A 20,743-nucleotide genomic window follows, 5' to 3' on the forward strand; every position below is an offset into this window, starting at 1 on the left:
TTAGTTCCCTCCTTTCATTTGCGTGCTCGTTTTTAATACATGCTCTCTAATTACCGGTATATCATATGATTCCATCATGGAATGCAGACTGTTTTCTTTCAAAAAAATAAATTTTGTTGTACTTTCTTGTGTTTGCAATTGTTTCTCATAAATTTCAATCATTTTTAATATGCCTTCCTTTAAATCTTTTGTATAAAAAATAGGGAAATGATTAGGTGTATAAGATGGGAGATCCACCCCTTCTTCCCAAATCGCTCCTATTGCTCCATTCGCTATTGCAATGCTCAAATCACCAGAATTCTCCTCATAAAAAGGAATAAATAGCCCTTTCGACTGCTTCGTGTCTGCTATAAATGTCACGGTTTGAAAAAGTAAATCTTCCTTCACAAACCCTTTTGCTTTCGGTATTGCCTGAAGGATTACATTATAGGACAGTGTCATTTTTTCTCTCTCCTATCGCTTCTTTTGCAACTAAACGGTCATCAAAATCTAACACATCAGAACCAATAATTTGATATGTTTCATGTCCCTTTCCTGCAATTAAGATAACATCGCCATGCTGTGCTTGATTTACCGTTAAAGTAATAGCCTCTTTTCGATCAGGAATTATCGTATAATTTTGTTCTTCCTCCACTCCTGCTTCCATATCTTTTAATATGGCAATTGGATCTTCACTCCTAGGATTATCAGAAGTAAGAATAGCATAGCTCGCTTCCTGACAAGCAATTTTTGCCATTAAAGGGCGTTTTGTTTTGTCTCTGTCTCCCCCACAGCCTACAATGACATAAACTTTATTCTCGGCAAATTCCTTCACCGTCTGCAGGGCATTTTGTAAACTATCAGGTGTATGGGAATAATCAACAATCACTGAAAAGTCTTGCCCAGCATTCACCGTTTCAAATCTTCCTGCAACTCCTTCTACCTTTTCTAACGCTTTAATTGTTACTTCTAATGGAATATTGCTTGCAATCGCTGCACCAATGCTTGCTAACGAATTATACACATTGAATTTGCCAACCATTTTCAGTTGGACAGTTTGCGTTCCAAGCGGAGTATGTAAATCAAACGATGTACCAGCAGCTGTTATTTTTATATTTTTCGCCATAATATCCGCATCTTTATCAATTCCATATGTAAGTATATGAGCAGCTGTAATGGTTTCATACTCGTTCGCTGCTGCATCATCTTTATTTAGGATAGCAAACTTCGGCTTTTCCCCTTGAAAGGCATTTCCTAATCTTGTAAACAACAGCCCTTTTGCTTTTTTATATTCCTCCATCGTACCATGATAATCTAAATGATCCTGACTTAGATTTGTAAATACAGCAATATCATAATCACAGCCAAATACTCTGCCTTCTACAAGGGCATGTGAAGATACTTCCATTACAGCTGTATCCACTTTTTGTTCCACCATTTGATGGAACACCTTCTGAAGTGTCACGGCTTCTGGAGTAGTATTTTTTGTTTCTTGAATTTCCTCACCGATTTTTGTATACATGGTACCGATGATTCCTGTTTTTTTATGCGCCTCTTTTAAAATAGCATCTATTAAATGGCTCGTTGTCGTCTTTCCATTTGTTCCTGTTATCCCAATAAGCTTGAGCTTTTGTGTTGGATTTTGATAAAACACATCTGCAAGCACACTACTAGCCCTTTTGGTATCTTTTACTACGATAACTGGAATAGGCAAGGACAGTTTTCTTTCAGCAATGACAGCGACTGCGCCAGATTCATATGCATTCTGGGCAAAATCATGTCCATCGACTGTATATCCATTTATACAAATAAAAAGACTGCCTTCTGTTACTTTGCGATTATCATTCTCTATTGATTTTATTTCCACATCTTCTCCAACATAAGGAGTGTATGGCTGTAAACTCTCAATAAGTTTTTTTAATTGCATCGCTTTTTGATTCCTCTTTTCTCTAGCTCTATATGTACTCTAAATCACTCATAAATATTAATTATATACTAAATAATGAAGCAACCATATAGATTATACAATTTTCTTAGCGTATTTTATTTTACATGATTAAATAAAAATTATCTATGTTGTACCTTATTGTTGGAGAATTTATATTAGAAGAATAATTTTTTAATGGAGGGTATTTTTATATTTAATTTGCTCTCCCCTTTTCCTTTTAGAAAAAGCGCATAAGGGGGTCTACTTTCATTCCTGTCTGATAAAAAGAGAAGCGGCACGAAAGATACCGGCCGCATTCTATCCAATTAATTAAATTGAAGCAATATGGTTGATCCATCCTTTACTTTTGTACCTGGTTCTGGAGATTGTTTAATAACGGTATCCCCACTACCACTTGAATCAATTTTAAGATTAATAAACAATTCACTAATGTCTTTTTTCGTATAACCAACTAAATCCGGCACTTCGATTAATGGATTTTCCGGATATTTATATATTTTATCAATCTGGTCTTCACGAGGTTCTACGCCAAGGGCTCTTAAACTATCTCCCATAATCGCCCCAACGATTGGCGCTGCAACAGCACTACCAAATTGCACCGTTCCTTTTGGATTATCTACTGCAACATAGACGACTAATTCTGGGTCATCAGCAGGTGCAAAGCCGATAAAGGAAAGGATATAGTTATTTTCTAAATATTTTCCTCCTGATGCTTTTTGGGCAGTTCCTGTTTTCCCGCCAACTCGATATCCTTCCACAAAAGCTTTACCTCCAGAACCTTTTGCAACAACGTTTTCTAATGCTCTTCTCACTTCTTTTGACGTTTCCTCTGAAATAACCTTTCTTTTTGCAACAGGCTCTTTCTCCATAATGACGTCCCCTGTAGCTGGATCAATTAACTCCTTTGCTACATATGGAGTATACAAAGTTCCGCCATTAATTGCTGCTGATAACGCTGTTACTTGCTGAATTGGCGTTACAGCAACCCCTTGCCCAAACGCTGTAGTTGCTTGCTCAACTGGCCCTACCCTATCCATGTTAAACAAGATTCCTTTTGACTCTCCTTGTAAATCAATGCCCGTTTTCTGTCCGAATCCAAAATCGCGAATATATTGAAAAAGTGTATCTTTTCCAAGACGTTCCCCTAATTCCACAAAGCCAGGGTTACAGGAATTTTGAACGACTTCTAAGAATGTTTGCGAACCGTGACCACCTCGCTTCCAGCATTTCAACTTCGCTCCACCAACTTCTGCGTAGCCTTTATCATAAAAAGTATCCTTGTCTAAATCTACTTTTCCTTCTTCAAGTGCAGCTGCCAGTGTAATAATCTTGAATGTGGATCCTGGTTCATACGAACTCCAAATAGGTAAATTTCGATTATAGACAGTAGAATCTACGTTTTGGAAGTCTGCAGGGTCAAATCCAGGGCGACTAGACATCGCCAATACCTCTCCGGTTTTCGGATTCATCGCAAGTGCAATAATCGATTCAGGAGAATACGTTTGCTCAGCAATATCCAATTCCCTTTCTACAATCGTTTGGATCCTTGTATCAATTGTAAGCACTAAATCATTTCCATTGACTGGTGCCTCATAAGCATCCGCCATATCATTCATTCTTTGTCCTTTTGCATCAGAGTAATATTGAACAGATCCTTTTTTTCCCTTTAACTCATCATCATATTCTAGTTCCAAACCAATTAGCCCCTGATTATCAATACCCGCAAACCCCAACACATGGGATAAGTAATTTCCGAACGGGTATGATCGCTTGGAATCCTCTCCAATATAGACACCATCTATATCAAGCGCTCGAACTTTTTTCGCTTTTTCATGCGTAATTTTCCTTCCTTCTTTTAAACGAACACTCATCTCCTTTTGAATAATCTGCTTATAGACAGATTCCTTATCCGCTTCCAATACTGCCGCAAGCTTATCCGCTGTGCCCGCTGGATCTTTAATTTGGCGTGGTACTATATAAACCGTTGGCGCACTGACATTTGTTGCAAGCGCTATTCCATTGCGATCCAAAATTTCTCCCCGCTGTGGCTCAAAAGCAATTTGTCGACTCCATAAATTTTTCGCTTTCGTTGTAAGCTCGTCCCCCAGAAAAAATTGAACATACGCTAATCTTGCATCAATAATAAGAAAAATTATTATCCCAGCAACTAATGCTATCAATAATCGTTTCCGAACGGTTACGTTTGAAACCCGCATACAGATGGAACCCCCTTTATACTAGCTCGATTAAAATATATGCTTGTACGAAAAGGAATAGAACGTAGAGTATTTGTTGGGGGATAGGGGTGTTGAGTGGGGTGGAGATGTTTTAGGATATCTTGACTTAATTAGGGGTTTGCTTTTTTTGATGAACGCTGGTTTCTTTTGCGCTTTTAGGAATTTTGGTTTTCATTTCATTGATGAACGCCACTTTCTCTATGCTTCTATCGATTTTTGGTACTCATCCCCCTAATGAACGCCACTTTCTCTTGCGCTTCTGTCCATTTTGGTTTTCATCCCGATAATGAACGCCACTTCTCACATCTTCTTTGAATAACGGTTTTCACACCTTTTATAAAGAATCCTTCACTCATAATACGCCCATTGATGCACTCCAATAAGTGTATATTGCTTATCTAATATTCTCTTAATTCTTCGCATCTCTCCTAAAATCAGGCACCATTCATGCATTTCTTTTGTCGTTATCTTTCTTTCTGGAAAAAGCAGCTTAAACTCTTCTACACTTCGTAAAACCGCTTCCTCCAAGCTTTCTGTATATCCACATGCATCACATTTTATGATCGATCGTTCTGTTGAAACGGTCAATGAGTTACATTTATCACAAAGGATTCCTTTCTTAAGTTCATCAAAATTATAACTTGGAAGTCTTCGGTAAGGTGATTCATCCATATGGAGAGCAATCAGCTTTTCCGCTAAGTCAATATGCTGTTTTTTTACTTTTGTTATATTTTTTTCTAATGATTTAATGTAACGATTTAATGGAGTAGGGTAAAGACAAGGCAAATAAAGAGGAGCTTGATGTAAGGTGAATTCGGGGTTTACAAATACAACATGAGGTATAATTGGAATGGAGTAGCCAAGCTGATGAATTAGTTGTCTTAAGGAAGACTCTGTTCGTTTTAATTGAGTAATAGGATTATTCATTTCCATTTTATTATAACGCTTATAGAATCGATCCTTTTCATAGTAAAAATCTCCCTCATAGTTCTTAATTTCATATAGATGAAGTGCTTCTCCTTCGATCAGTATAGTATCAACTTGAAATGTTGTTTGGTTCGATTGCAGTAATAAATCATTTAATATAACATAATCTTCCGTGAATTTTCCGAGTAATGTATCAAATTTTCGCTCTCCTTCCCAGCCTTTTATTTGATTAGTGTATTTCCGCTTCCTTTCCTCTGATAATTCCATCCCGCTATTCAATGATTTTAACATAGCTAATTCTGGCGGTTTCTGTCTCTGCTTGTACAAATTTTATCCCTCCTGTTATTCTTTAGAGTGTAAAAACAACTCTTGTTTTTTAGTATACTATACCTTTTCCTACTCTACTAAAAAAAGCCCCACCACATCCCAAAAAATGTAGTGAAGCTTCCTCTCTTATTCCGGTTCCTTTAACTTAACCGTTAACGTATCATTTTCTTTTACCTTTGAACCTGCCTTTATGCTTTGGGAAGATACGTACCCGCTTCCTGAGCTTTCCAGCTTTAATTTATTTAGGTCTGCTACTTTTAAAACATCTCGTAAAGACCAGCCCTTCATATTAGGGACTGTTTCATTACCATTTGTTTTTAAGATTACCTTTTCCCCTTTTAGATAGGTTTCGCCTTTATCAGGAAGCTGTCCTTCAACTGTTTTACCTTCTCCGATAATAATAGCATTTAGGCCTTTATCTTTCAGGACTTTCTTTGCTTCTTCTGCAGTCATTCCACTTAAATTTGGAATTTCAATCGGATCAGAAACTTTTTCTTCCGTTGGAACAATATCCATATATTGAAGACTACTCTTCATAACAGAAGTAAAAATTTCTGCAACAGGCTCAGAACCCACTTCTGTATCTTTAAGTTCTGGCTGCTGTACAGCTACATACATAATCAATTCTGGATCATCTTTCGGAGCCATTCCTAAAAAGGAAAAAATATAATTTTCCTTGCCAGTTAGATAACCGCCACCGCTTTTTGGAATTTGTGCCGTTCCAGTTTTACCAGCAACAGAATATCCATCAATATCGAATTTTTTGTATCCTGTTCCCTTAGGACTAGTTATTACCGTTTCAAGAATATCACGCACCTCTTTTGCCGTTTCAGCAGAAATAGGAGTTCCCGTCACTTCTGTCTTGCCTTTTTTAATAATCTCGCCTGTATTTGGATCTTTGATTTGCTCGATTACGTACGGCCTCACCATTTTCCCATCGTTAGCAACAGCAGTGGCTGCTTGAATTTGTTGAATCGGTGTTAATGCTGTTCCTTGCCCAAAAGCCGTCGTGATTTTTTCAATTGGCCAGTTAAAAACAATGGAACTATTCGCTTCTCTTGGTAAATCAATACCTGTCGGCTGATCTAAACCAAATTTCGTCAAATATTCCCTAAACGTATCAAACCCTATTTTTTCTTTAGCAAGTTTTGCGAAGGCTACATTGGAAGATCGTTGAACCCCTTCCAAATAAGAAATAGGGCCCCAACCAACACCACCATTATGATCGCCAATTCCCTCATATCTACCTGACTTGTATTCTTCATTAGGTTTAAATACTCCTTCTTCCACAGCAGCTGCCAAAGTAAATATTTTCATTGTAGAACCTGGTTCATAATTGGTTTCAATTGCTTCATTATGCCAAGAATCTGTAATTCCATCCCTTGTTTCAGGATCAAAAGATGGTCTTTGACTCATCGCTAAAATTTCTCCTGTTTTCGGATTAGCTACAATTGCAATCATTTTCGCAGGATTATATTGATCATCCACTTTATTCATTGTATCTTCTAAAAAGGATTGAATTTTCTTATCAAGGGTCAAATAAACATCATCCCCATTTTTTGCAGGCTCAATTTTGTCCTTACTGTTTGGTAAAATATATCCCCAAATATCTTTGCTATACTCCATGCTGCCATCCGTACCTGTTAACAAATTGTTTAGACTTTCTTCAATGCCAAGCCTACCGGTTTCTTTGCCATCTGATTCTTCTAAATAGCCAATTACATGGGAAGCAAAAATCCCATTCGGATAAAATCGTTTTTTGCCTTCAACGATTTGTATGCCAGGGAGGTTCAAATCTTCAATTTTCTTTTTGGTTTCATAGGAGAGGTCTTTACCAGCATTCCCAAATTCCACTTGCTTGGCGTCCTCTTTTGTTAAAATTCTATAAATCTCTGATTCTTCTAAATCAATATATTTAGCTAGCTCTCTAGCCGTCTTTTCTGGATCATCCACATGAACCTTTTTGTCTAAATTCTTACTTAATGAGGCGTCTGTTACAGCCACTAGCTTATAGGAAACAGCATCTTCTGCAATCACTTCGCCATTACGGTCTAAAATACTGCCTCTTGATGCTCCTAACACACGAGATGTATTATGTTTTTTTTCTGCTTGAGCAGCTAGCTCAACTCCTGATACTTCTCCTGTTGCCTGAATATAAACAAAACGAATAACTAAAACAAAAAAGAGCAGACAAAATAAAATAAATAGGATGGCTGCTCCAAAATTAATATTAGGCTGCTTTCGAATCATTGCTTAATGCACAACCTTTACATTATCTTTACTAAAATCAAGTCCTAATTTACTAGCTACTTCGCGTAAACGCTCAAAGCTGCTTAATTCCTTTACTTGTGTGTCTAATTCCTTATTGGACTTTTCAATAGAATTAATGGAGCTTTGTGTCACTTGAATTTCTTTATTCACTTGATAAATTTCACTTTGATTGCTGACAATTTTCACACCGCCAAAACAAATAATCGCTATAAAGGCAATTCCTAAAACTTTCTCTCCAGGAGATAATAATGATTTTGTTTGTTTAATGACCTTTTTAACCGACTGTTTTTCCTCTTGATGCTGATACTGATCCTGTTGAATTTTTCTAGCTAAATTACTCATTTAATTACCTCCTGCATACATGGATTATTGTTTTTCAGCAACACGTAATTTTGCTGATCTCGCTCTGTTATTAAATTCCAATTCTTCCTCTGATGGAGTAATTGGCTTTCTCGTAATTAATTTCAATTCTGGTTTAAATTCATCTGGAATAATTGGAAGTCCTGGCGGCAATGGCGGCAGGTCGCTCGCTTTTTTTAATGTCGACTTACAGATTCTGTCTTCAAGGGAATGAAAAGTGATAACACTAATTCTTCCGCCTGGATTTAATAACTTCATTGCTTGCTCTAATGATGATTCAAATACACCTAGTTCATCATTAACCGCAATCCGTATTGCTTGGAATACTCTTTTTGCAGGATGTCCACCTTTTCTTCTTGCAGGTGCTGGAATTGCCTCTTTTATTAATTCAACCAGCTCTCCTGTCGTTTCGATTGGCTTACTTTCTCTTGCTGCCTCAATTTTTCTTGCAATTTGCTTAGAGAATTTCTCCTCGCCATAACGAAAGAATATTTTAACTAACGATTCATACGACCATGAATTAACCACATCATATGCAGTAACATCTGCTTCATTATCCATGCGCATATCAAGTGGCGCATCATGATGATAGCTGAACCCACGCTCAGGAGTATCCAATTGAGGAGAAGAAACACCTAGATCATATAGAACGCCATCAACATGGGTAATTCCTAAATGATGAATCTCTTCTTCCAAATAGCGAAAATTACTTTTGACAATTGTTAACCTGTCCTTGTAAGGAGCTAATTTCTCTTCTGCATTTTTTATAGCTACTTCATCTTGATCGAACGCTATTAATCTTCCACTCCCTGATAATCTCGAAAGAATTAACTCGCTATGCCCAGCTCCACCTAATGTACAATCTACATAGATTCCATCCGGCTTAATGTTAAGGGCATCGACCGCTTCATTGAGTAAAACTGTTGTATGATTAAACATGAATCCACACCTGTCTATAAATTTTCTTGTAAGTAATAATTAGTATGTACATGATGATAAAAATTAAATATCGAATCCAATCATATTCTCTGCAATTTCTCCAAAAGAATCCTCTGATTCTGAAAAATAATTTCCCCACTCTTGTTTGTCCCATATTTCAATACGATTAGAAACACCTAAAATAACACATTCCTTCTCTAACTGTGCATATTGAAACAGGGGCGTTGCAATATTTATGCGTCCTTGTTTGTCAATTTCGCATTCTGTTGCTCCGGAAAAGAAAAAACGGGTAAATGCTCTAGCATCTTTTTTCGTTAATGGTAATTGCTTGAGCTTTTCTTCTATAATCTCCCATTCGCTAAGGGGGTAACCAAAAAGGCATCGATCGAGGCCACGGGTTAGGATAAAGGTTTCACCTAAGTTATCTCTGAATTTAGCAGGCACAATAATACGTCCTTTTGCATCGACATTATGATGATATTCCCCCATAAACATACCCTTGTCCCCCACTTTCTAACCTCAATGTACCACAATCCCCCACTTTCCTCCACTATTAAATTTAATTCTAGCTATTTTGTTTATTTCCTGCAACAAAATTAATAATTTTGAAAAGACCGACAAAGCTTATTTCTACTGTTAAGAGTACATAAAAAGCTTGGCTAGAAAAAATTCTAACCAAGCTTTTTTGTATTTATCTACATTTTATTATTCTTAATCCATGGAGGCTTTATAGAAAAGGATCATTTACTTCCATAATGCTTCCTCTTCATTAGATAATTCCATTAGAAAAGGAAGTAGAACCATTACGATGATAAAGTAAGCAAGATAAATTCCAATTATTTGGTATGCTGAAATATTAAATAAACGGAGGAAAATAAGAAAGAGAGATAAAAAGGATACAACAACAGTTTTCTTCCGTGCTTTTTTAGAATAATACTGTTTTTGGCCACATTGAGGACAGTCTATAGCGGGATTTAAAGTAAACATCTTTTTAATGGTTTGTTTCCAGCTCCAATCTTTGCCGCATTTTTGACAAGTTGGCATTTAATTATCACTCCTTTTTCATTCATTTTCATCATAATAAAAATAGTATACCAATCCTTCTACTATTTGGCATACTATTTTCTCTTGTTTATTTAGGCTGTTTTCGTAAAGTTTGTTGCGATTACTCGCAGCCGGAATACACTTCGCTTTCCGTGTGGCGAAGCTTAAGCCTCCTCAGCTTCGCCTCCGGGGTCTCAGACTGTCTCGCTAATCCCACAGGAGTCTTCGTGTATTCCGGCTGCTAATTGTTTCCAACTAATTCTTTTTCCTATTGAAAAAACAACAATCCTTTAGAAAACAGCCTTTATATAAAAGGAAAAACTGCATTATAATTTAATTACTTTATGGGTTCCATCAAAATCCATCGGTAATTTCATGACATCTTCAAGAAAATCAAGACCATACTTGTTTAAGAAATAAGTAATGTTCCAGACTCTCTCTTGAGGAGAACCTTCTGGTTTTAAATTTTGCTCAATGCGGCTAAACTTATTTACAATGACTTCATGCTTTAATTTAACCGAATCATTCACTTTATTCTGTAGAAACTCGATTTGACTCCTTAAAAAGTCTTCATTTTTCTCCATAAGTGGGAGTAAACCTTTATACTCGGATGTCATTTCCTGTTCAAGCAAATCGTATTTGGTTTCAATAACACCTTTTAACTCATTCAGTAATTGAGCTATCTTTTCATTTGAAACAGACTGTAAAAATTGCTCACACTTTTCTGATGTTCCATTTATCAGAATATCCTTCATCGATAATTCTAATTCTGTGATATCAGCTTCTACACTTCTCTCTAATAAAGTAATATTTAGACGAGGTACGATAGGTGGCATTTTGATCCCTAAATGCTCAAACGCTCCTTTAAGTTCCGCCCAATAAGCTATCTCTCCTGGTCCGCCTATAAACGCTAGTGTTGGAAAGAGAAGATCTTGTGTTATTGGCCTGGTAACGACATTATTGCTTAGCTTCTGAGGAAATTCACTTGCCATTTCCCTTAATTCCTCGAATGTAAAAGATACGGTTTTATCTTTTCCGATAAAACGTCCTTCTGCTTTATCGTATTGCAATAATATTCTTTCTTGCTCCCCCTCATCATAATAAAACAAGTTAGCTGGATTTTCCGCCATTTCAATAACAAGAGAATAACCGCTATCCTGCACTAGTTTTTGCTGTTCTGAAACGGCATCCGCCAACTTGTGAAATTCATTGATTTGCTTTAGAAAAATTTCTTTCTCTAGCTTACGAATTTCTTTATCACCAGAATCAACCAAAAGTAGGCCGTAATCTTTAAATAAACTCATTGTCATATAGCTAAAAAAGTCAACAATTGTCTTGGATTCGTGAACAGCTGACTGTAAAAGCTGCAATAACGGCTTAGAATGCTCTGTTTCCCCATACGATTCCACCACTGTTTCCAGCCAGTCTATACAGACCTGTTTTTCTAGTGCTATATCGGAAGCCATTCTTTTATCCAATACTCTTTGCGGAAATACAACCTTTTTCATTTTTTCCTTATCAGGTGTATAAATATGATTAATTTCCAAGTAATCATGATCCTCTCCCGCTACCCAGAAAACAGGTACAACTGGAATGCCCAATTCTTTTTCTTTCTGTTGAGCTAAAAGAATAATGCTGATAACCTTATGAATGGAATATAACGGACCTGTTAAGACACCTGCCTGTTGCCCACCAATCACAACGACACTATTTTCCTGTCTCAATTTAGCAATTGATTGCCTCACTTTTTCACTTTGAGGAAAATTTTCCATATACACTTCAATATAGTTAGCAAGATCATTTCTCATAAAAGATCTTGTTTCCAACTCTTTCAATCTTTCCTCATAGCAACCGTTGTCAAGATAAGAATAATGAAAAAATTCCTTTGTGCTATTTTTTTGTTCTAAATAATCTGTTACAAACTTATTTGCCACAGGCAAAGAGAGATTTATCATCTCCATCTATGTACTTCCTTTCTCCAATTCGAGTTTTCCCTTTTATGTATTTTTCCCTTTATAATAAAGACTCTTTCATTAGTGGGAGCCCTGCCACAAGTTTTCCCTAGGCTACTTACTCTCTAAAAACATCTATTCATCCCTTTTATTTCGTTACATAGAAAAGTATAGCATCCCTTTTAAATAAAAGAAAAAAAGTTGCTTATGCACTTTTTTCTAGCTGGTATTTTTGCTAATTACAACTTGCTTCTAGCATCTACTAGTTAATTGCCCCCTATACATTTCAAGAAGGTCTTTGCTTAGAGGTTTTTGGAGATTCTCCAATGCTACACTATCTATAACTTTAAACCGTTCCCATTGCCTTTAGGATAGAAAGTACAAGGCCATAAATGACTAACACAACATACAAGGTGAAAAAGCATAGAAATGTTACACGCCAAATTCCTTTAAACACTTTTTTATACTCAATTTCCTCTTTCCATTTCCAATGAATAATAACAAATAACATTCCAATCAACAAAATAAAAATCACGATATATAATAATAGAGATGTATTCCAAATAGACCGAATAAGAAAATGCACGGAAAGGATAAAAAAGAAGGTGCTAATATCTAGTGCTAGATGTACTGAAAACCGCTGTTTTTTTGTCAACGACTTGCTTATGACAAATACAATAAACAACGTAAAGATTGGAAATACAACGAGAAAACTAATGAGCTGTGAAGTTAAATTAAGCATTTAAACACTCCTCTCTTCCTCGTTCTTTTCCTTTAATCATTAAATAAACAGTTGCAGCAATAGGCGAAGAGATTTTTTTCCTTTTCGCTTTTTCTACTATGTATCCTAAAATAGCGTCTATTTCTGTTGGTCTCCCAGCCTCTATATCCTTTAGCATGGAAGATTTATTCAAAGCAGTATTACGAATAACCTCTATACAATAATCTCGATAAAGTATTCTATTTTCTTTCGTTATCGATAAAATTTCCAACACTTCTTCTAAAAATAAACTCATTACTTGATAATAATAAGCATTTTGCAATAATTGGCCATTTTTGACCTGCAATATACTTGTTAAACTATTTACAACGCTATTTACCACTAATTTTTTTTGCATCATTGTCACATAATCGGGTTCATTGATGAATGGAAAAGCTTGATTATTTTCTGTTGTTAGGGAGAGTAAAATCTCTGCCACCTTTCCTTTGACACAAGCTAGTTTAATAGCTCCTATCCCCGTGTGAACAACTGTTTGCTCATCTTCCTTCATTGCACCGTGCTCTACTATGCCAATCATTAAATTGGGAATATTAGATTCCAAAATCGTCTCTATGTGACTCATTCCGTTTTGTAGAAAGCACATTGCTTTTATGCGACTCCCAAGTATCTCCATTTTTTCATAAATTGGTGCTAATTGATATTGCTTTACTGTTACAATTGTAAGGTCTTCTGCCCCATCCCACTCTGCAAAATAACGAACTTCCACCGTGCGAGACTGCTTATCCTCATTCACTTTATAATAAATACCTTTGTTCTTAATCAACTCATATTGCTTTGGGGACCGAACGTATAAAGTTACATCATGCTTTTCCTTTAACTGGTATGCACATAATAAGCCAATTGCACCAGCTCCTATAATTCCAATTTTCATCCGAAGCTCCTTTACCGTTTCAATTATTGTTAGTTCTATCTTAACATTTTCTGAAAAGTTTGTTAGTACGAAAAGCATAGGAAAAGGAATAAATTTATCAAAAAAACTTTTGATTTTTTTATATAGAGAATAGAATAAGGTGAGAAATGGTTAGAATAATAAATTGTAGAAGAGGAATAGAACGGTGAGATGTGATTAATTCTGTTTTTGCTAAAACCAGAAAATTTCAAAATATAGTTAAAGCAGGAGTCGAGCGAATACCTTTCGGAAACTATAGGCTCCCTCCTGCGTAAAACCAATTTATTTCTTGCTTATTTGAATTTTAAAAACTTTGGAGTAATTATACTTTGGGTAATTTATCTTCATCTTTAAACACGACCATTTGTCTTGCTTTTTCCATTAGCTCCACTAATGCCTTATAGGCACCTTCCATGGAGTCTAATTCACTTTGTAACTCTTCATTTTCTTTCTTCAATATAGTCAGTTTTTCTTCTAGTTCCTTCGTTTTCACTTTTACGGTGGATGAATCTATATTTTCTTGCTCCCACTTACTCGCTTTATCATATAAGTCTTTTAAATACAAAAGCATCTCATCAAATTGGTTTTGAACTGGGATGGGAGAAGCGGAAGGGCTGACGATCACTTCGTCTGTAGAATATTCCTCTGTTCCAGTTGACTTTTTTAATTGCTTTCTTTGTTTCTTGGCAAGCTCAATACCTGATTTATATTGTTTGCGTACATATGAATTCCACCGAAACCCACATGCTGCACTTGTTCTTGATAATAGCTTTCCCACTTCTTCAAACGCTTGAAGTTGTGTACCGCCTTCTCTAATATGACGAAGAACGATTTCTGCTAGCAGAATATCTTCATCCTTTGACCAAGCATCTTGTCTTGTTGTTGTCATCAGTAAACCCTCCTAGTGTTTTTTATTCATACATATGCATCTACTAGAAAAGATAGACTGATTATTCCTCATTGAAAAAAGAAAATTGACAGAATGCTTTTTAGGAATAGATAAACCTTTATAAAATCTGCACACACTTTAAAGATAGCGGATCACTGAAATAATTCGTTCTCTGAAATCACTTTAATGCCATTTCTTCTTAACATAGCTGTGGTAACACCCACCCCGTCCTTTTTTGTTCCATCAAAACAGCCTGTGTAAATAAAACTACTTCCACAAGAAGGACTATTTTCTTTTAAGACTACCATTTCTGCGTTCAAACTTTTAATAAATTCTAATGTTTTATAAGCTCCATCCATATACATTTGGGTAACATTATTTCCTGTACGATCCTGTACAACCGCTTTACCATCGAGAACATCATAACCATCCCCACCAATTATCTCTGCAGGTTCTCTTGGTGTAGAGAATCCATCCATTAACTCTGGACAAACCGTTCTTACCTTATTATCAGTTGAAAGCTTTTCTATCGTATCATCTAAACAATCGGTTCCATTATACCGAACTTTCAATCCTGCTAAACAAGAACTAACGACAATCATATGTCCTCTCCTTATCTTAGTAGTATTTACTCCTATTATTGTACAGGTATATTGTCTTTTTCTATTTATTCTACTCTCTCTATTTTAACGCATCTGTTTTTATAAAAGTAGCCATATATGGAAAAAAGCACAAGAACCTAAGTTCTTGTGCTTTTAATCAAACAAAAAAGATATTAGTTGCTTACAACTTCTTTCCCTTTGTATGTTCCGCAAGCGCTGCATACACGGTGAGCAAGTTTCATTTCACCACAGTTAGGGCATTCTACCATACCAGGCACTTGTAATTTAAAATGTGTACGACGTTTTCTCTTTGCAGTTTTAGATGTTCTTCTAAAAGGTACAGCCATTCGTCCCACCTCCTTAAAGAGTATTAAGAAAGTAATGAGAAAAGATAATTCCAATCTCACGTTTTTCTTTTGCATAATTAAGTATGAGTTTAATTACTCATTTTCAAAAAACTTAGCAAGCCCAGCAAGACGAGGATCTACTTTCTTTTCCTGTAAATCTTGCTCTTGGATAACTTCCCAATCATTACCTGATTGAGGAGCACCTTCTTCTTTAGTATCTTCACAGAAGACTTGCATCGGTACCTCAAGTAAAAGTATTTCAGCAATAATTGGCTTTAAGTCAATTACATCCCCTTTTACTTGATGAACTTCCTCTTCGTCTGTTTCATATTCTGAAACTTTTAATAGGAAGGTTTCTGTTGTTTCAACATTAATTGGATAATCCACGTCTACTAAAGTACGAGAGCAAGGTAGCACGAGAGACCCTTTTATATTTAAATGAAAAGTCACTTTCGTTGAATCAATATCTGTACGTCCTGTTATATGAATAGGAGATACTCTTCTTATGGTTGGATCTGTTTCTTTGATCTCATCCAAATTTATTGTTTCATCAATTGGCAATCCCTTACTTCGAAATTTTTGTAACTGGCTTAACGTCCATTTCATATATATCACCCCAAGGCAACAAAGGTAATTATAGCTTTCATATAATTATTTGTCAATATTTTTTCTTTACAGTAAATAATAAGCAATAAGTGAGTTAATCCCTTATTATTCGATTTCTTTTTTATTCTACCCATATTCAACAGAATTGCAACCAAAAGTTCAATAGAAAGATTCTTTTTCTTCTATATTTACTTTTTATTTATGCACCAAAATGGAACCCCTTTTTCAAACTAACAAAATTTCGTTTCCACCTAAAAGTACCTAAATGAGATTGTATTAGTAATCCTACCCTTTTCTTCTCCCAAAAAACAAATGAATGTTAGTAGTTTATAAACACCCTTCTCCCATAAAAAATAATAAAATGGTTGTTATTCCCTCATGTTTCTCTTTTACAACCAATATTTTTAGGATAAACTTTTACTAGTAAAAACATTGGAGCTAATGTTTTAAATGAATAATAATTAGGGAGAGTGTAATGAAAGCTGTTGGTATTGTTGTAGAATATAATCCATTTCATAATGGACATTTGTATCATATCCAAAAGGCAAAGGAACAAACAGATGCAGATATCGTAGTTGCTGTAATGAGTGGTCCATTTTTACAGCGAGGGGAGCCTGCCCTTGTATCAAAATGGTGCCGTGCGAAAATGGCACTGGAAAATGGAGTTGATCTCATAGTCGAGCTTCCCTACTCTTTTGCTACACAGCATGCAGCTGTGTTTGCTAAAGGTGCTGTAGATATTCTCCAAGGATTAGAATGTGATTATTTATGCTTTGGAAGTGAGTCTGGGGATATAAACGAGTTCTCTCATACTTTCATCCAGTTACAAAGAAAACAGGACGAAGAAGATTTACTCGTGAAAAAATTTTTAAAAAATGGGTCGAGCTATCCAAAAGCCAAATCATTAGCAATGCAAGAATTAACATGTAGGGAAAACGATAGGGGACTAAATCTTAGTTTGCCTAATAATATATTGGGCTATGAATACTACAAAGCCGTACATACTAATCATTATCCTATGGAGGTTTGCACAGTTGCCCGAATGAATGCAGACTACCATGATAAAATATTTACATCTGACTCGATAGCAAGTGCAACAAGTATCAGGCAAGCACTATTAAAGGAAGAAGGTTCCTTAAAAACAATTGAGCCCTACCTCCCGCTTGCAAGTCTTAATCTACTTCGAAAGTATAAAGAAACCTATTTATCTTACCACACTTGGGAGAATTACTGGAGTTACTTAAAATTCCGGCTATTGCAAACAACCGCAAAAGAGCTGGCCACTATTTACGAAATGGAGGAAGGGTTAGAATATCGGTTCCTTAAATATGTGAAAGAAGCTTCATCTTTTCAAGCGTATATCCGCTTACTAAAAACAAAGAGATATACTTGGACAAGACTGCAAAGAATCTGTGTACATATTTTAACAAATACAAAAAAAGAAGAAATGGCTGTCCATTCACAGCCTTCCTATATTCGTTTACTAGGTACAACTGCAAATGGTCGGTACTATTTAAAAGAAAAGAAGAAGCAGTTCGCACTGGACATTATTAGTAAACTTTCTTCTTTTGATAAAGATAAAATCGCACTGGACATTCGCGCCTCCCAAATTTACGCTCTAGGCGCACAAGCAACAGCTCAAGAGCAGTTACTAAATATGGAATACTTACAGCATCCCATTATAAAGTAACCTCCTGTTGCTTCAATTAGGGATTTGTATTTTCCGAAAAAAAACCGGGTGTTTTTGCCAATGCGCGCGGTTTTTTCCTATTTATTTCTTCTCATTTGTTCTTCTTTTCTTGATTTCCTTTTTAATTACATCGATATACTTTCTTGTTTCTGTTTCTCCTATTGCGATTATTTTCTCTAAATCAGTAAATGCTTTACTATTAAACATTTCTACTGGCGGTTTAATCATCACATCACTTGCAACTTCTCGCGATTCCACTAATTCCATCTGCATAATATCCAATGAACGCATAATTACATCATAAATATTTGAAATCTCAGCATTTACATTTACCTTTGCTACATCTACCGCAATAATGATATCCGCTCCCATCTCTTTTAAAACCGAAACAGGGACACGGTCAATTACTCCTCCATCAACAAGTAAACGCCCATCCATTTTCTCTGGAACAAATATGCCAGGAATAGATATACTTGCACGCACTGCATTAGCAATTGATCCTTTCCTAAAAACGACCTTTTCCCCTGTTAATAAGTCAGCAGCAACAACAGCAACAGGAATATCCAATTCCTCTAATTTTTTTCCGTAGGTGAATAAATGGATTAATTCCTTTACTCTATTCCCAGCAATAAAGCCCATTTTGGGGACAGTAAAATCTAAATAGTATTTCCGCTTAAAAAACTTCGATAATGTATATAGTCGCTGTATATCAGATCCTGCTCCATATAAGCAGCCCACAATTGCTCCTATGCTGCTACCGGCAATATAATCTATTGGAATATTCTCTTCTCTTAATACTTTGATTACCCCAATATGTGCAAATCCTCTCGCTCCACCTGAGCCTAGCGCTAACCCTATTTTTGGGCGTTCCATATCGTCTCACCTATTCTCTCTAAATTCAATCTACCTTAATCTTATGGTCTTTTTTTTCAGGTTATGAGTATATTGATTGGTAGAGGGATATTCTTTAGGCTAATTGTGTACAAGTATTGCTTCTACACGTTAAGGTTTTAAACCAGCCTTCCTTACATAGATGAGAATAAAAACCTACTATTATTATTTGAAGGGGGAGCAATATAATTTGTTACGCTCAAAATTTAAGACAGTCGCACTTGCATTATCCGCGTCTCTATTAGCTCTTGCCCTGATTTCTTTTCCTGGGGTAGCAGTTGACGCGTCAAAAAATGGACTGAATACTTGGTGGACGATTGTTTTTCCTTCACTTCTTCCTTTCCTTATCTTATCTGAAATTTTAATAGGTTTTGGTGTCGTTCGTTTTATTGGTGTTTTATTAGAGCCCATTATGCGACCGCTCTTTAAAGTTCCAGGAGTAGGCGGATTCGTTTGGGCCATGGGGATGGTATCCGGCTTTCCAACTGGAGCAAAATTAACAGCACGAATGCGTGAGGAAAAACAATTAACTAGAACGGAAGCGGAAAGGCTTGTTTCTTTCTCTAACGCTTCTAATCCAATGTTTATCATCGGCGCTGTTTCTGCCTCTTTTTTTCATAGTCCTAAACTTGGTCTCCTGCTTGCTTTCTCACATTACTTAGCCAATTTTACCGTTGGACTATTTATGAGATTTCACGGAAAAGATACAGAAAAGACAACAAAAGAGCCAAAAGAAAAAGCCTCCTTAAAAAGGGCGCTGCGAGAACTGCATCATACTCGTCTAAAAGACAAGCGCCCACTTGGAAAACTAATGGGAGATGCGGTAACCTCCTCGATTCAATCTTTATTAATGGTTGGTGGCTTTATCATTCTCTTTTCCGTTATTAATCGTTTATTATTTCACTTACATATTACTTCCTTTTTTGCAAAATTATTAGAATCTTTATTCCAGCTGTTTACTTTTTCAGGTGACTTAACGATACCCTTTATCGCCGGCATATTTGAAATTACATTAGGAAGTAAATTAACGAGTGATGTGGAAACATCTACCCTTATGCACCAAGCCATTTTAACGAGCTGTATCCTTGGATTTAGCGGATTAAGTGTACAAGCGCAAGTAGCAAGTATTCTCGCTCAGACAGATATTCGCTTTAAGCCTTTTTTCTTAGCGAGAATTATGCAAGCAATCTTTTCTGGCATCTACACTTTTATCGCATGGGACTTCTTTTACAAGACATTCTTGTCAAAAGATACACCAACAATTGCAATCCCAGGGATAAATAGGGAAGAAGTCTTCTTTCAGCAAATATTTGAAAATATAAGTACATGGGGGCCAATTGTAACAATTATTTCCTTAACAATCTATTGTTTTATTTTAGTAAAAAGATTAAGACCAAGAGGAGAATTATAAGACAATCTGGAGGAAAACTTCAAGACTCACATCGTTCACTGGGTGCCTAGAGATAAATTCAAACAAAAACTTCCTTAATTATAAATAAGACATCTTGCCACTATTTTGGCAAGATGTCCTTTTTTTGCTTGCTATAAAAAGAATTCCACTTTTTGAAAAACTTATTTTCCATCATAATGAAATTTTGCTCTTAATGCATCATTCACAATCTTAGGAACAAGCTCTGAAATGTCACCATCATATTTGCTTACTTCTTTCACTATGCTAGAGCTTAGGAAAGAGTATTGGTTATTTGTCATGATAAAAAATGTCTCGATATCGTCTGATAGTACACGGTTCATCGACGTAATCTGCATTTCATATTCAAAGTCTGATACTGCTCGTAATCCTCTAATAATTGCATTTGCATTTACGCTTTTTGCATAATCAATTAGAAGCCCTTCATAAGATGATACAGAGATATTCTGAATATCCTTCGTTACCTCTCTTATTAGCTCCAATCTTTCATCCACCGAAAAAAAAGGTTTTTTGGCAGAATTATTTAATACACATATGTATACATGATCGAATACTTTAGCAGCCCTTTTAATTATATCAATATGACCATAAGTAATCGGATCAAAACTACCTGGGCAAACTGCTACACTAGCCAT

20 protein-coding genes are annotated in these 20,743 nt (G+C 35.9%); 2 read left to right on the top strand and 18 right to left on the bottom strand.

Going from position 1 to position 20,743, the window contains the following annotated elements:
- The 16 genes from ACTQ5K_RS03480 to ACTQ5K_RS03555 form a co-directional block, all read right to left on the bottom strand.
- A complete protein-coding gene (locus ACTQ5K_RS03480) occupies positions 1–441 on the bottom strand; it encodes a hypothetical protein (protein ID WP_048719127.1) in 441 nt (146 codons plus the stop codon).
- Positions 425–1,906 (bottom strand): UDP-N-acetylmuramoyl-L-alanyl-D-glutamate--2,6-diaminopimelate ligase, encoded by a 1,482-nt coding sequence (locus tag ACTQ5K_RS03485; protein ID WP_441993723.1) that lies wholly within the window; start codon positions 1,904–1,906, stop codon positions 425–427. The genes ACTQ5K_RS03480 and ACTQ5K_RS03485 overlap by 17 nt, the downstream gene beginning before the upstream one ends.
- A 326-nt stretch (positions 1,907–2,232) precedes the next feature.
- On the bottom strand, positions 2,233–4,143 hold the full coding sequence (locus ACTQ5K_RS03490) for a stage V sporulation protein D (protein WP_031534292.1): 1,911 nt from the start codon (positions 4,141–4,143) through the stop codon (positions 2,233–2,235).
- Between the two features lie 369 nt (positions 4,144–4,512).
- Positions 4,513–5,418: a nuclease-related domain-containing protein gene (locus ACTQ5K_RS03495; RefSeq protein ID WP_441993725.1), complete on the bottom strand. Its 906-nt coding sequence runs from the start codon at positions 5,416–5,418 to the stop codon at positions 4,513–4,515.
- A gap of 126 nt (positions 5,419–5,544) precedes the next feature.
- Complete coding sequence (locus ACTQ5K_RS03500) at positions 5,545–7,668, bottom strand: penicillin-binding transpeptidase domain-containing protein (protein WP_441993727.1); 2,124 nt, start codon at positions 7,666–7,668, stop codon at positions 5,545–5,547.
- Positions 7,669–7,671: 3 nt separating this feature from the next.
- Positions 7,672–8,031: a cell division protein FtsL gene (gene ftsL / locus ACTQ5K_RS03505; protein ID WP_235251148.1), complete on the bottom strand. Its 360-nt coding sequence runs from the start codon at positions 8,029–8,031 to the stop codon at positions 7,672–7,674.
- A gap of 24 nt (positions 8,032–8,055) precedes the next feature.
- On the bottom strand, positions 8,056–8,988 hold the full coding sequence (gene rsmH / locus ACTQ5K_RS03510) for a 16S rRNA (cytosine(1402)-N(4))-methyltransferase RsmH (protein ID WP_441993730.1): 933 nt from the start codon (positions 8,986–8,988) through the stop codon (positions 8,056–8,058).
- A 63-nt stretch (positions 8,989–9,051) separates the two neighbouring features.
- Positions 9,052–9,483 carry a division/cell wall cluster transcriptional repressor MraZ gene (gene mraZ / locus ACTQ5K_RS03515; protein ID WP_031534283.1) on the bottom strand — a complete coding sequence of 144 codons (432 nt, stop codon included), beginning with the start codon at positions 9,481–9,483 and terminating at the stop codon, positions 9,052–9,054.
- 249 nt (positions 9,484–9,732) lie between these two features.
- Positions 9,733–10,032, bottom strand: a complete 300-nt coding sequence (locus tag ACTQ5K_RS03520) for a TIGR04104 family putative zinc finger protein (protein ID WP_441993732.1) — start codon at positions 10,030–10,032, stop codon at positions 9,733–9,735.
- 326 nt (positions 10,033–10,358) lie between these two features.
- The gene (gene bshC / locus ACTQ5K_RS03525; RefSeq protein WP_235251173.1) at positions 10,359–11,993 is read right to left on the bottom strand and encodes a bacillithiol biosynthesis cysteine-adding enzyme BshC; all 1,635 of its coding nucleotides are present in this window, start codon (positions 11,991–11,993) and stop codon (positions 10,359–10,361) included.
- A 337-nt stretch (positions 11,994–12,330) separates the two neighbouring features.
- A complete protein-coding gene (locus tag ACTQ5K_RS03530; protein ID WP_031534276.1) occupies positions 12,331–12,726 on the bottom strand; it encodes a DUF3397 domain-containing protein in 396 nt (131 codons plus the stop codon).
- A complete protein-coding gene (locus tag ACTQ5K_RS03535) occupies positions 12,719–13,636 on the bottom strand; it encodes a 2-dehydropantoate 2-reductase (RefSeq protein WP_235251182.1) in 918 nt (305 codons plus the stop codon). The genes ACTQ5K_RS03530 and ACTQ5K_RS03535 overlap by 8 nt, the downstream gene beginning before the upstream one ends.
- A gap of 340 nt (positions 13,637–13,976) precedes the next feature.
- On the bottom strand, positions 13,977–14,543 hold the full coding sequence (locus ACTQ5K_RS03540; RefSeq protein ID WP_031534273.1) for an RsfA family transcriptional regulator: 567 nt from the start codon (positions 14,541–14,543) through the stop codon (positions 13,977–13,979).
- 152 nt (positions 14,544–14,695) lie between these two features.
- Positions 14,696–15,145, bottom strand: a complete 450-nt coding sequence (locus tag ACTQ5K_RS03545; protein ID WP_235251184.1) for a DUF523 domain-containing protein — start codon at positions 15,143–15,145, stop codon at positions 14,696–14,698.
- A gap of 173 nt (positions 15,146–15,318) precedes the next feature.
- Positions 15,319–15,492 carry a 50S ribosomal protein L32 gene (gene rpmF / locus ACTQ5K_RS03550; RefSeq protein ID WP_016200993.1) on the bottom strand — a complete coding sequence of 58 codons (174 nt, stop codon included), beginning with the start codon at positions 15,490–15,492 and terminating at the stop codon, positions 15,319–15,321.
- A 93-nt stretch (positions 15,493–15,585) separates the two neighbouring features.
- Positions 15,586–16,098, bottom strand: coding sequence for a YceD family protein (locus ACTQ5K_RS03555; RefSeq protein ID WP_441993735.1), 513 nt, complete (start codon positions 16,096–16,098; stop codon positions 15,586–15,588).
- 475 nt (positions 16,099–16,573) lie between these two features.
- Between ACTQ5K_RS03555 and ACTQ5K_RS03560 the strand changes: the two genes are divergently transcribed.
- A complete protein-coding gene (locus tag ACTQ5K_RS03560; protein ID WP_031534266.1) occupies positions 16,574–17,788 on the top strand; it encodes a nucleotidyltransferase in 1,215 nt (404 codons plus the stop codon).
- A gap of 81 nt (positions 17,789–17,869) precedes the next feature.
- Here the strand turns inward: ACTQ5K_RS03560 and ACTQ5K_RS03565 are convergent, their stop codons facing one another.
- On the bottom strand, positions 17,870–18,661 hold the full coding sequence (locus ACTQ5K_RS03565) for a patatin-like phospholipase family protein (protein ID WP_031534264.1): 792 nt from the start codon (positions 18,659–18,661) through the stop codon (positions 17,870–17,872).
- A gap of 208 nt (positions 18,662–18,869) precedes the next feature.
- Between ACTQ5K_RS03565 and ylbJ the strand changes: the two genes are divergently transcribed.
- Complete coding sequence (gene ylbJ, locus ACTQ5K_RS03570; protein WP_031534261.1) at positions 18,870–20,090, top strand: sporulation integral membrane protein YlbJ; 1,221 nt, start codon at positions 18,870–18,872, stop codon at positions 20,088–20,090.
- Between the two features lie 161 nt (positions 20,091–20,251).
- Here the strand turns inward: ylbJ and coaD are convergent, their stop codons facing one another.
- Positions 20,252–20,743 (bottom strand): pantetheine-phosphate adenylyltransferase, encoded by a 492-nt coding sequence (gene coaD, locus ACTQ5K_RS03575; protein WP_031534259.1) that lies wholly within the window; start codon positions 20,741–20,743, stop codon positions 20,252–20,254.

The organism is Niallia sp. Sow4_A1 (assembly GCF_052116745.1).
GTDB lineage: Bacteria > Bacillota > Bacilli > Bacillales > Cytobacillaceae > Niallia > Niallia hominis.

Excerpts from the sequence above, each read along its gene's own strand:
- ACTQ5K_RS03485 (WP_441993723.1), bottom strand. The coding sequence starts at position 1,906 with ATGCAATTAAAAAAACTTATTGAGAGTTTACAGCCATACACTCCTTAT.
- ACTQ5K_RS03490 (WP_031534292.1), bottom strand. The coding sequence starts at position 4,143 with ATGCGGGTTTCAAACGTAACCGTTCGGAAACGATTATTGATAGCATTA.
- ACTQ5K_RS03535 (WP_235251182.1), bottom strand. The coding sequence starts at position 13,636 with ATGAAAATTGGAATTATAGGAGCTGGTGCAATTGGCTTATTATGTGCA.
- coaD (WP_031534259.1), bottom strand. The coding sequence starts at position 20,743 with ATGGCTAGTGTAGCAGTTTGCCCAGGTAGTTTTGATCCGATTACTTAT.
- ACTQ5K_RS03560 (WP_031534266.1), top strand. The coding sequence starts at position 16,574 with ATGAAAGCTGTTGGTATTGTTGTAGAATATAATCCATTTCATAATGGA.
- ACTQ5K_RS03500 (WP_441993727.1), bottom strand. The coding sequence starts at position 7,668 with ATGATTCGAAAGCAGCCTAATATTAATTTTGGAGCAGCCATCCTATTT.
- ACTQ5K_RS03520 (WP_441993732.1), bottom strand. The coding sequence starts at position 10,032 with ATGCCAACTTGTCAAAAATGCGGCAAAGATTGGAGCTGGAAACAAACC.
- bshC (WP_235251173.1), bottom strand. The coding sequence starts at position 11,993 with ATGGAGATGATAAATCTCTCTTTGCCTGTGGCAAATAAGTTTGTAACA.
- ACTQ5K_RS03540 (WP_031534273.1), bottom strand. The coding sequence starts at position 14,543 with ATGACAACAACAAGACAAGATGCTTGGTCAAAGGATGAAGATATTCTG.
- ACTQ5K_RS03545 (WP_235251184.1), bottom strand. The coding sequence starts at position 15,145 with ATGATTGTCGTTAGTTCTTGTTTAGCAGGATTGAAAGTTCGGTATAAT.
- ACTQ5K_RS03555 (WP_441993735.1), bottom strand. The coding sequence starts at position 16,098 with ATGAAATGGACGTTAAGCCAGTTACAAAAATTTCGAAGTAAGGGATTG.
- mraZ (WP_031534283.1), bottom strand. The coding sequence starts at position 9,483 with ATGTTTATGGGGGAATATCATCATAATGTCGATGCAAAAGGACGTATT.
- ACTQ5K_RS03480 (WP_048719127.1), bottom strand. The coding sequence starts at position 441 with ATGACACTGTCCTATAATGTAATCCTTCAGGCAATACCGAAAGCAAAA.
- ACTQ5K_RS03565 (WP_031534264.1), bottom strand. The coding sequence starts at position 18,661 with ATGGAACGCCCAAAAATAGGGTTAGCGCTAGGCTCAGGTGGAGCGAGA.
- rsmH (WP_441993730.1), bottom strand. The coding sequence starts at position 8,988 with ATGTTTAATCATACAACAGTTTTACTCAATGAAGCGGTCGATGCCCTT.
- ACTQ5K_RS03530 (WP_031534276.1), bottom strand. The coding sequence starts at position 12,726 with ATGCTTAATTTAACTTCACAGCTCATTAGTTTTCTCGTTGTATTTCCA.
- ftsL (WP_235251148.1), bottom strand. The coding sequence starts at position 8,031 with ATGAGTAATTTAGCTAGAAAAATTCAACAGGATCAGTATCAGCATCAA.
- rpmF (WP_016200993.1), bottom strand. The coding sequence starts at position 15,492 with ATGGCTGTACCTTTTAGAAGAACATCTAAAACTGCAAAGAGAAAACGT.